This is a genomic window from Nocardia donostiensis (assembly GCF_002081715.1).
Lineage (GTDB): Bacteria > Actinomycetota > Actinomycetes > Mycobacteriales > Mycobacteriaceae > Nocardia > Nocardia donostiensis.
The window spans coordinates 1-10309 of sequence record NZ_MUKP01000078.1; the positions used below are offsets into that span (position 1 = coordinate 1).

Here is a 10309-nt window from a genome sequence, read left to right on the forward strand (position 1 = left end):
TGGTATCGGAGCGGCCGCCGCTGCCGTCGGAGGCGGCGAACAGGATGCGTGCCAATTCGATTCGGCGACGCTGACCACCGGACAGGGTGCGCAGCGCCTGGTCGAGCACCCGGTCGGGCAGGCCGAGACTGTGGCAGATGCGAGCGGCTTCGCTTTCGGCAACGTAGCCGCCGAGCGCGGCGAACCGTTCCTCCAGCCTGCCGTATTTGCGCACGGCTCGTTCGCGTTCGGTGTCGTCGGCGACTTCGGCCATCACCGCCTGCTGCTTTTCCATATCCCGGAGCAGGCGGTCCAGGCCGCGGGCCGACAGCACGCGGTCGCGGGCCAGCACGTCCAGGTCGCCTTCCCTGGGGTCCTGGGGCAGGTAACCGATATCACTGGACCGCAGGATCTTTCCCGCGTAAGGTTCGCCTTCGCCGGCGAGGATGCGCAGCGTGGTTGTTTTGCCCGCACCGTTGCGGCCGACCAGCCCGATCCGGTCCCCCGCCTGCACCCGCAGCGCAGGGCCGGGTGCCGACAGCAGGGTGCGTACTCCGGCCCGGACCTCCAGGTCGGTCGCGGTGATCACAGATTTCTCCTCAGCACATGGTTGGGGGCGTTCGTCGGCTCGCTGCTCGATTGTGCGGCGCGCCGCGCACAAGAACCACCGATTTTACCCGGCTGCAGGCACCGGCCCCGGCAAGCGCCTACCCAGCCAACTGCCGTAACCTGCCTGCACATGGGTACGGATCTGTTGGGCAAGAGCGCGCTGGTCTCCGGTGCCAGCCGGGGCATCGGGCATGCGGTGGCGGCTGAACTGCTGCGTCGCGGCGCGAACGTGCTGATCACCGCGCGGAAACCGGAACCGCTGGATGAGGCCGCGAAAACCTTGCGTGAGCTCGGACACCAAGGCGAGGTCGTCGCGCTTGCGGGCAACTCCGGTGACGGGCAGGCCCGTGCCGCCGCGGTCGACCGCGCAGTGACGGAGTTCGGTTCGCTGGACATCTTGATCAACAACACCGGTATCAACCCGGTGTTCGGCTCGCTGATGGATGCCGATCTGGACGCAGTGCGCAAGATCTTCGATGTCAATGTGGTCGCCGCGCTCGGGTATGTGCAGGAGGCGTATCGGGCGTGGATGCGCGATCACGGCGGCGCGGTCGTCAATGTGGCCAGTGTGGCCGGTCTCCGGTCCACCGGGGTGCTCGCAGCGTACGGCGCGTCCAAGGCAGCGCTGATCCGGCTCACCGACGAGCTGGCTTGGCAGCTGGGTCCGAAGATCCGGGTGAACGCGGTCGCACCAGGTGTGGTGAAAACCAAGTTCGCCGACGCGCTGTACTCCGCAGGGGAGGAGACCGCCGCCGCGGTCTACCCGATGAAGCGGCTGGGCTCCCCGGAGGATGTGGCGCGGCTGATCGGGTTCCTGGTCTCCGACGAGGCCGCCTGGATCACCGGCGAAACCATCCGGGTCGACGGCGGGTTGCTGTCCACCGGCGGTATCTGAGCACGCACCGGGGCGGACGGTCCGACCGGCCCGCCCCGATGTCGCTCACACCTTCAGCGGCTGACGCCAGTCGTCGTCCTGCGGTACGGAAGCGTGCACCGAAGGCCCTTCGTCCAGGCCGAAACGGTCGTAGAGCCGCAGCAGCGGGCCGGGCGCCCACCAGTTCCAGTCGCCGAGGACCTTCATCGCGGCGGGCAACAGGAACCCCCGGACCAGCGTCGCGTCCACCAGCACCGCCAGCGGCAGCCCGATACCGAACGCCTTCATGAAGGTGATATCGGAGGCCAGGAACCCGAGGAACACCAGCGAGATCAGCACTGCCGCGGCGGTCACGATCCGCCCGATCCGTTCCAGGCCGACCGCGACGGCGACGTCGTTCTTACCGGTCTGGTCGTATTCCTCCCGAATACGCGAGAGCAGGAACACCTGATAGTCCATGGCCAGGCCGAACGCGACGCCGAACAGCATCACCGGCACAGTGGGCGGTAGATCGCCGGTGACGGTGAAGTTCAGCAGCCCGGACAGATGCCCGTCCTGGAAGATCCAGACCAGCGCACCGAAGGTCGCGGTCAGGCTCAGCACGCTGAGCACGATCGCCAGCAGCGGCAACACCACGCTTCCGGTCAACAGGAACAGCACCACCAGCATGACCACCACGACCACGCCCAGCGCCAGCGGCAGGGTGTCCAGCACAGCGTCGATCGCATCGGCGTTGGCCGCGGCCACCCCACCCATCAGCACCCGCGACGGGCTCGGTACGGCGCGCGCCTCCTCGACGATCCGGTCGAGCACCACCGGATCGGTGGTGGCGGGCACCACCGACAGGTAGGCGGCGTTGTCGGCGGCGAACTGTTCGTGCTGTTCACCCGGTTGGGTGAGGATCCCGCCGTGGGCGTAGCTGCCGGTCGCGGTGTCGACCCGGCGCACCTCGTCGATATCGGAGAGCTGCCGGGCGTAGGCGTCGAGGCCGTCATCGCCCTCGGGCAGCACCAGGAACAGTCCGCTCTGGTCGGTGACCGTGAAATCGCGCGCGATCGCCTCGGTGACCTGGCGGTTGTTCATCGATTCCGGCAGGGAACGTTCGTCGGGGAAGCCGAGCTTTACCCCGAGGAACGGAGTGCCGAGCACCAGCAGCAGCACGGCGACGGCGAGGCCGATCGGGATAGGGCGGCGCATCACCGCGGTGGCGAGCCGATGCCAGAACCCTTCACCTGGCGCGGGCCGCGGGGCGCGGAAGAACCAGCCCAGCTGCCCCTTGTCGATACGGGTGCCGACCAGGAACAGCAGCGCGGGCAGCACGGTCAGCGCGACCGTCGCCGCGATCACCGCGACGGCCAGGCCCGCGTACCCCATCGAGCGCACTGCGAGCAAGGGGAAGAACAGCAGCCCGCACAGCGCGACGGCCACCGTGGCCGCGGAATAGGCGACGGTGCGGCCCGCCGAGCGCATGGTGGCGGCTACCGCCGGTCCCGGGTCGGCACCGGTGGCCAGTTCGTCGCGGTAACGGTTGATCATCAGCAGGCTGTAGTCGATGGCCAGGCCCAGCCCGAGCAGGGTGGCGACGTTGGTCGCGGTGGCGGCCAGATCTGCGGCCAGCGCGATCAGCCAGAGCGTGCCCATGGTGACCATGACGGTGACCACGGCGACGATCAGCGGCAGACTCGCCGCGACCAGGCCGCCGAAGACGAACAGCAGCGCGATCAGGGTGATCGGGAAGGCGATGGATTCACCGAGGACGACGTCTTTTTCGCTCTGCTGCACGGTTTCGCGCAGCAGCATGGCGTAACCGCCGACCCGTACCTCGAGCGGCCCGTGACTGCCTTCGAAACGTGCGGCGATATCGCCGACGCGGCGGTCCACTTCGGCTTCGCTGCCGAGGATGCTGGCCACGATCAGGCCTTTGCGTCCGTCGGCGCTGCGCAGCGCAGGAAGCTGGTCGGTCCAATAGGAGGTGACGCCGGTGACGTCGGCTTCGCCCTTCAGGTCTGCGACCAGTCCGGTTGCGGCGTCGGCGGTTTCCTCGTCGTCGATCGGCCCTCCCGCGTCGACCAGCAGGATCAGGTTCGGTGGGGCCTGCCCGAATTTCTCGGCCAGCACCTCGGTGGCCTGACTGGATTCGCTGCCCGGGTCGATGTAACCGCCGCCCTGCACCTTGTCGAACAAGGTGGAGCTGAGCACGCCCATCACCACCGCGAGGACCCCGAACACGGCGAGCAGCTGTGTGCTACCCCGCTTGGTCAGTGCGAACCGTCCGAACACTGCCATCCCTCTCACTCCTGGCGGCGGGCCGAACCGGTGTGCGCCACCGGCGCCTATGCCGACGCCCGCGCGATCGTAGCAACACCGGGGGAAAGGGTCTGAGCCAGAAGAGTTTCGAGGCAGGTCAGGAGCGATGCGGCAGGTTCTGCAGACGCACCTGTCCGCGCGCGATCTGACGACCGGATTCGTCGGTGACGACGACCTGCCAGAGCTGCTGAAGACGGCCGCGGTGGATCGGAGTGGCCTCGGCGGTGAGGGTGCCCTCGCGTACGGCACGCAGGAAGTCGGTGCTGTTGTGTACGCCGACGACCGCGCCCTGATCGCCGTACCAGACCTGGGCGCCGGTGCTGGCCAGCGATTCGATGACGGTGCACAGCACACCGCCGTTCTGGATGCCCGCGGGCTGGTGCAGCTTGGGTGTCACAGTCCATTCGCCGCGCACCAGGTCTTCGCTCAGTTCGGTGAAACGCAGGCCGATCAGGTCGGTGAAGGTGCCCTCGCTGTATTTCGTCATCTGTTCGGGGGTGATACCGGCGAGCGACATCGGCGCCTCGGTTTGCTGTTGCGTCATGGATCAACCTTTACACCATCGGCACCCGGACGCGGCCCCCGCGACGGGCCGGGAAAGAGCGACGGGCTCCACCGGAGTGGAGCCCGTCGCGGCAAGGGATCGGGGGTCACCGCAGCCCTCGGGACGCTCGCGCGATCCGTACGCCGCATTGAGTATAGGCCAGGCTTACCTAACTGGACAACCGGACATCGGGAAGATACTCCGGCGTACCGGCAGGCCCCGCTCCTCCAGAGTCAGCATCAACCCCTGACCGCGGCGCATTCCTGCGACCGGGTCGGTGCGCGCCAGATCAGGCACATACGTCGAGGCACCCGAAATGGATTCGCCAACCAGCGCCCAGAACCGCCGCGCACTCAAACCGGCACACCTGGTCAGCGCGCCCTGAGTCAGCGTGAGCACAGGTTCGCAGCGGTGCGCCAGCCACAGGTACATGGCCTCCTCGCAGGGCAGCACCACCACCCCGGCCCCACCGGCGAGGCGATCACCTTCGACTACGCGAATCGTGGTGTCCACCAGGCCCGCCCAGTCGATACCGCCGTCGTTGTCGGTGTGGATCCACAGATTCTCCAGTCCAGGGTCCCACACCCGGCCCTCTGCGACCAGCAGGGCGACCACCCGGCCGACCACCGCGTGAATCAACGCGGTGGCAACAACTTCCGCCGCCGCGTCAGCGCTGATCATCTCGGCAGCATGCCGCCGGTATATCAGTTCGATCCGCCCCTCGTGCAGTCCGTCAGCCAGCCGCCACCAGCGTCGTTTGCCCTGCTCGGCCATCGCCGCGGGCGCATAGACCCGTGGATGCTCCGGTTGCAGTGCGCGCAGCCGCGAACACGCCCAACCGAACGCCGGCTCGTAATGGCGAGATGTGCGGATCGTCGCGAGTTCGGACATCGAACCTCCTCGGGATGAGCACTTCGCGAGATGACCCCGCAAACATAGGTTAGCCTTACCAGACTTGATTCGAGTTGCAAATGCTGCACCAACCGAGGAGCCTGTTGTCGCCGTGACGACTTTTCCGACTGTGCGGCGCCGTCGCCTGACCGGGCTCGCGCTGCTGGCCGCGCTCGTGGCGGTGGCGCTGATCGCCGGTGTCGCGATCGGCACCCGGACGCTGCCGCCGGCCGAGATCTTCGACACGCTCCGCCACGCCCTGTCCTGCCCCGACGGTCCGTTCAGCTGTGCGGCACGCTCGACCGAAGAAGAGATCATCCGCGAACTGCGCCTGCCGCGAACCGCGCTCGCGCTGGTCACCGGCCTGGCGCTGGGTATGGCGGGTGCGCTCATCCAGGGCTACACCCGCAACCCGCTCGCCGATGCCGGTTTGCTCGGGCTCAACGCAGGCGCGGCGTTCCTGGCCGCGCTGAGCATGTACCTGTTCGCGTTCACCGCCCCGGAGCAGTACATCTGGTTCGCCTTCGCGGGCACGTTGATCGCCGGCCTGATCGTGTTCGGAGTGTCGTCGGTCGGCAGCGGCGGGCCGTTGACCCTGGTACTGGCCGGCGCGGCGATGACCGCGTTCCTGCAGGCGTTGACCAATGCCGTGGTCACGCTCGACGCGAGCGCGCTGGACAGTTACCGGTTCTGGGTGATCGGCGCGGTCGCGGGTCGCGACGCCGACGTGTTCTGGCAGGTGCTGCCGTTCCTCGCGGCGGGGGTGCTGCTGGCGCTGGTGGCCGCGCCCGGGCTCAACCTGCTCAGCCTCGGCGAAGATGTGGCGCGCGGACTCGGTGTGCATGTGGGCCGCAGCCGTGCACTCGGCCTGACCGCCGTGGTGCTGCTGTGCGGGGCGGCGACCGCCGCGGTCGGCCCGATTTCGTTCCTCGGGCTGATCGTGCCGCATATCGCCCGGGTGTTCACCGGACCGGACTACCGCTGGCTACTGCCGTATTCGGCGTTGCTGGGTGCGGTGGTGCTACTAGCGGCCGATATTGCCGGGCGGATCGTGGCCCGGCCAGGAGAATTGCAGGTCGGGGTGATGCTGGCGGTGCTCGGTGCGCCGTTCTTCATCGCGTTGGTCCGACGTAGGAAGCTGGTGAGCCTTTGACTTCCTCCCCGTGCCTGAAGGCGGGGGATTCCCGCAGTCACCTGCGGGAGTTCCTGTTTCACCGGCGACTGCCGAAGGGAGAACCCTTGCGGTCTGACATCGCCTCCGCAGGCGTTTTACGTCTCCACCAGCCCGGCGGCGACAAGGATGTTCTTCGCGGCGTTGATATCCCGATCATGCCGGGTGCCGCAATCGGGACACGTCCACTGCCGTGTCCGGAGGGAAAGCTGCGCGAGCAGGTGCCCGCACGCGCTACAGGTTTTCGAGCTGGGATACCAGCGGTCGATCACCACGAACCGGCGACCAGCTCGTTCGGCCTTGTATTCCAGCATCGACCGGAACTCCGACCAGCCGAGTTCACTGATCGACTTCGCCGAACTCCGGCGACGCACCATCCCCGACACGTTCGAATCCTCCACGGCGATGGTGTCGAACCTGCGCACCAACCCGGTGGAGGTCTTGTGGAGAAAGTCGCGGCGAGCATCACGGACACGGGCATGTTTGCGCGCCACCTTCACCCGCTGCCGGGCGCGGTTGGCCGAGCCCTTCTGCATCCGGGACAAGCGCCGCTGGTGTCGACGCAGGCCACGTTCGTGGCGGGCCATGTGACCCGGGTTGGCGATCTTCTCCCCGGTCGACAGGACCGCGAAGTCCTTGACACCGAGGTCGACCCCCACCGACTCCCCGGCTGGGGCAAGCGCGGCCGGGTCGGGTCGTTCGACCGCGAAGGTGACAAACCAACGCCCGTCCGGTTCACACGACACGATCACCATCGACGGGTCGAGATCGGCGAGATCGACACCCGGCCACGACCACGCCACCGGCAACGGGGCCGTGGTTTTCGCCAGCCACAACGCCCCGTCTTTGATACGGAACGCCGACCGGGTGAAGTGCGCGGACTGGCGACCATGCCGGTTTTTGAACCGAGGGTATTTCGCGGCACCTGTGAAAAACGCGGCGAACGCGGCGTGCTGATGCCGCAGCGTCTGCTGCAACGGCACCGACGACACCTCCGACAAAAACGCCAACTCCGGGGTCTTCTTCCATCCCGACAGGGCGGCGTCGGTCTCGATGTAGGAGGTGGGTCTCTGTTCGAGGGTGTAGCGGCGCTGCCGGTCGGCGAGGGTCTTGTTCCACACCAGGCGCACACAACCGAACGTGCGACGCAGCAGCGCCGCCTGCCCGGGATCCGGGTAGGCCCGGACCCTGTACGCCGTCCTCACACGGTCAACCTTACACAGGAGGAAGTAATGTGTAAAACTGTGTTCTTGTCCCGGTTCCTCCCCGCGGCTGAAGCCGGGGGCTTCCTCGGGACATACCGGTGACCGTGTCGGTACGCAAACGTGGTGACCGGTCCGCCCAGGGGACAGTGTCGTTACCGGCCGCGGTACGTGTCGGGCCGGCGTCGCTGGTGCTGCGCCCGGCGATGGCGGCCGTTGTCGTCGGGCTCGCGGCCCTGGTGTTCGGGCTGCTGTGCGTGGATATCGCCGCCACCGGCGACACCCAGCTCTCGTTCGGGCAGGTACTCGACGTGCTCGCAGGCGGCGGCAGCCGCGCGCAGCGGTTCATCGTGTTCGAGTCCCGCCTGCCGCGCGCGCTGACCGCGGTGGTGGTCGGCGCGGCACTGGGTATCGCAGGCGCGATCACCCAGTCGATCCTGCACAACCCCCTCGCGGCACCCGATCTCCTCGGCATCACCTCCGGTGCCGGGTTTGCCGCGGTAGCAATGCTGGTCGGTACCGGGGGCGCGGCCGGTGGTCTGGCCGCCACCGTCGGCGTACCACTCGCCGCATGCATGGGCGGCTTGCTGACCGCGGTCCTGATCTATCTGCTCGCGTGGGGACGCAACCCGGGCAGCGCGGCAGGTGCGACCGGACTGCGGCTGGTGCTCATCGGTATCGGTGTGAATGCGGTGCTGCTGTCGGGTATCAGTTGGCTGCTCACGCGCGCCACCCTGCAGGACGCTGCCCGCGCCCAGCTGTGGCTGACCGGATCGTTGAATTCTGCGGCCTACCCCACCCTGATACCGGCTGCGATCGCGTTGGCGCTGGTGGCCGTTGTCGCGGTGGGGTCGGCGCGAACGCTGGCCGCATTGCGTCTGGGCGCCGACACAACCCGCGGTCTGGGGGTCCGCATCCAGACCCAGCAGGCCCTGCTGATCGGCGCCGCGGTGGTAGCGGCAGCGGCGGCCACGGCGGCGGCCGGGCCGGTCGCGTTCGTCGGTCTGGCCGGACCGCAGATCGCCCGAAGTCTGCTGCGCACACCCGGGGAACCGCTGATCGGTTCGGCGTTGACCGGCGCGGTCATCGTGGTGGGCGCCGACATCATCTCCCGCAGCCTGTTCCCGGCCGATCTGCCGGTCGGTATCGTGACCGCCGCCATCGGCGGGCCGTTCTTGCTGTTGCTGCTCGTTCAGATCAATCGGAAGGCGACGCTGTGAAAACCGACCAGACCGGACTGTCCCTGGCACCGGTGCGCAGCAAGCCCGGTACGGCTTCGGCACATCGGCTGACCGCCTCAGACATCACCCTCGGTTACGGCGACCGGCTGATCGTCGACGGCCTCCACCTGGACATCCCCCCGGGCGTGGTGACCACCGTCATCGGCCCGAACGGCTGCGGTAAGTCCACGCTGCTGCGCTCGCTGGGCCGGCTGCTCCGCCCGCGGCGCGGGCAGGTAGTGCTCGACGGCAAGGCGATCTCGACCATGAAGACCAAGGATGTCGCCCGGATCGTCGGCATGCTGCCGCAGACGCCGGTCGCTCCGGAGGGGCTCACCGTTGCCGACCTGGTAGCGCGCGGACGCCACCCGCACCAGTCCTGGTTCCGGCAGTGGTCCGCCGATGACGAAACCGAGGTGCGTACCGCCCTGGAACAGACCGGTATCGCCGATCTGGCCGACCGGCCCCTCGACGAACTGTCCGGCGGGCAGCGGCAGCGGGCCTGGATTTCCATGGCCCTGGCCCAGGGCACCGACATCCTGTTACTCGACGAACCAACCACCTATCTGGACCTGGCGCATTCCCTCGAGGTGCTCGACCTGGTCGACCGCCTGCACGCCGATCTGGGCCGCACTGTCGTGATGGTGCTGCACGATCTGAATCTGGCCATCCGCTACAGCGACCACCTGGTGGTGATGCGCGACGGCCGGATCATCGCCGAAGGCGAGCCCACCGGGATCGTCGACGCCGACCTGCTGTACGACGTCTTCGGACTGCGGGCATCAGTACTGCAGGATCCGATGTCGGACCGGCCGCTGATCGTGCCGATCGGCACCCGGCACGTGCTCGGTACCGCAGGCGGACCGGACCCTGGCCCGTCCAACCCGTGAGCCATACCACACAGCTACCGGAAAGTTACGACGCCATGTAGTACGCCACAGCGTCGTTGAGCCCGTAAAATTGAGGAATGGCAGGACTTGGTGAACTCGAGAAAGCGGTCATGGACCAGTTGTGGTCGACCGATGAACCACAAACGGTCCGGCAGGTGCATGAGGCATTGTCGGCGCGCCGCGAACTCGCGTACACCACGGTGATGACGGTGTTGCAGCGGTTGGCGAAGAAGAACCTGGTGGTTCAGCGGCGGGATGATCGCGCGCACCGGTACGCTCCGGTACACACCCGCGACGAGCTGGTGGCCGGTCTCATGGTTGATGCGTTGCAGCAGGCCGAGGAGGCGGGCAGTCGCGCTGCCGCCCTGGTGCATTTTGTCGAACAGGTCGGCAAAGACGAAGCGGCTGCGCTCCGTGAGGCACTCGCTAAGCTCGAAGCAGATGAGGGCACTGCTCCGCAGCAGTGACCGCTACCCCTGGTCCCACAACGCAGTGAGCTGAGTCGATGAACGCAACCGCGCCGGTTTTCGCTGGTCTCGCTTTGTTGCTCGCCGGCCCCGCCCCTGAGCTGCTCAGCCGGGCGAAGTGGACTTACCGCACGCCCAGGGCCGCGCTGGTGCTC

At 67.7% G+C, this 10309-nt stretch carries 10 protein-coding genes; 5 read left to right on the forward strand and 5 right to left on the reverse strand.

Annotation, left to right across the window (positions count from 1 at the left end; genetic code table 11):
- The coding region (locus tag B0T44_RS25190) for an ATP-binding cassette domain-containing protein (protein WP_139795356.1) at positions 1-568 on the reverse strand (568 nt) is incomplete at its 3' end.
- Between the two features lie 150 nt (positions 569-718).
- Here B0T44_RS25190 and B0T44_RS25195 point away from each other — a divergent pair.
- On the forward strand, positions 719-1483 hold the full coding sequence (locus tag B0T44_RS25195) for an SDR family oxidoreductase (protein ID WP_077115215.1): 765 nt from the start codon (positions 719-721) through the stop codon (positions 1481-1483).
- A 45-nt stretch (positions 1484-1528) separates the two neighbouring features.
- On the opposite strand, the gene B0T44_RS25200 is transcribed toward B0T44_RS25195, so the two are convergent.
- The 3 genes from B0T44_RS25200 to B0T44_RS25210 form a co-directional block, all read right to left on the reverse strand.
- On the reverse strand, positions 1529-3748 hold the full coding sequence (locus tag B0T44_RS25200; protein ID WP_081512694.1) for an MMPL family transporter: 2220 nt from the start codon (positions 3746-3748) through the stop codon (positions 1529-1531).
- A 118-nt stretch (positions 3749-3866) separates the two neighbouring features.
- Positions 3867-4256 (reverse strand): PaaI family thioesterase, encoded by a 390-nt coding sequence (locus B0T44_RS25205; protein ID WP_245839215.1) that lies wholly within the window; start codon positions 4254-4256, stop codon positions 3867-3869.
- Positions 4257-4478: 222 nt separating this feature from the next.
- A complete protein-coding gene (locus B0T44_RS25210) occupies positions 4479-5204 on the reverse strand; it encodes a hypothetical protein (protein WP_077115213.1) in 726 nt (241 codons plus the stop codon).
- A gap of 112 nt (positions 5205-5316) precedes the next feature.
- Here B0T44_RS25210 and B0T44_RS25215 point away from each other — a divergent pair, with 112 nt between their 5' ends.
- Positions 5317-6357 carry a FecCD family ABC transporter permease gene (locus tag B0T44_RS25215; protein WP_077115212.1) on the forward strand — a complete coding sequence of 347 codons (1041 nt, stop codon included), beginning with the start codon at positions 5317-5319 and terminating at the stop codon, positions 6355-6357.
- A 116-nt stretch (positions 6358-6473) separates the two neighbouring features.
- On the opposite strand, the gene B0T44_RS25220 is transcribed toward B0T44_RS25215, so the two are convergent.
- Complete coding sequence (locus B0T44_RS25220) at positions 6474-7580, reverse strand: RNA-guided endonuclease InsQ/TnpB family protein (RefSeq protein WP_077115211.1); 1107 nt, start codon at positions 7578-7580, stop codon at positions 6474-6476.
- A 203-nt stretch (positions 7581-7783) separates the two neighbouring features.
- Between B0T44_RS25220 and B0T44_RS25225 the strand changes: the two genes are divergently transcribed.
- The 3 genes from B0T44_RS25225 (at position 7784) to B0T44_RS25235 (ending at position 10154) form a co-directional block, all read left to right on the forward strand.
- Positions 7784-8797: a FecCD family ABC transporter permease gene (locus tag B0T44_RS25225; RefSeq protein WP_081512695.1), complete on the forward strand. Its 1014-nt coding sequence runs from the start codon at positions 7784-7786 to the stop codon at positions 8795-8797.
- A gap of 32 nt (positions 8798-8829) precedes the next feature.
- Positions 8830-9687, forward strand: coding sequence for an ABC transporter ATP-binding protein (locus B0T44_RS25230; RefSeq protein ID WP_077115446.1), 858 nt, complete (start codon positions 8830-8832; stop codon positions 9685-9687).
- A 77-nt stretch (positions 9688-9764) separates the two neighbouring features.
- Positions 9765-10154 (forward strand): BlaI/MecI/CopY family transcriptional regulator, encoded by a 390-nt coding sequence (locus tag B0T44_RS25235; protein WP_077115209.1) that lies wholly within the window; start codon positions 9765-9767, stop codon positions 10152-10154.
- Positions 10155-10309: the final 155 nt, after the last annotated feature.

Bases quoted from the DNA above. Each gene is read 5' to 3' on its own strand.
- B0T44_RS25195 (WP_077115215.1), top strand. From the start codon at position 719: ATGGGTACGGATCTGTTGGGCAAGAGCGCGCTGGTCTCCGGTGCCAGC.
- B0T44_RS25200 (WP_081512694.1), bottom strand. From the start codon at position 3,748: ATGGCAGTGTTCGGACGGTTCGCACTGACCAAGCGGGGTAGCACACAG.
- B0T44_RS25205 (WP_245839215.1), bottom strand. From the start codon at position 4,256: ATGACGAAATACAGCGAGGGCACCTTCACCGACCTGATCGGCCTGCGT.
- B0T44_RS25210 (WP_077115213.1), bottom strand. From the start codon at position 5,204: ATGTCCGAACTCGCGACGATCCGCACATCTCGCCATTACGAGCCGGCG.
- B0T44_RS25225 (WP_081512695.1), top strand. From the start codon at position 7,784: ATGGCGGCCGTTGTCGTCGGGCTCGCGGCCCTGGTGTTCGGGCTGCTG.
- B0T44_RS25235 (WP_077115209.1), top strand. From the start codon at position 9,765: ATGGCAGGACTTGGTGAACTCGAGAAAGCGGTCATGGACCAGTTGTGG.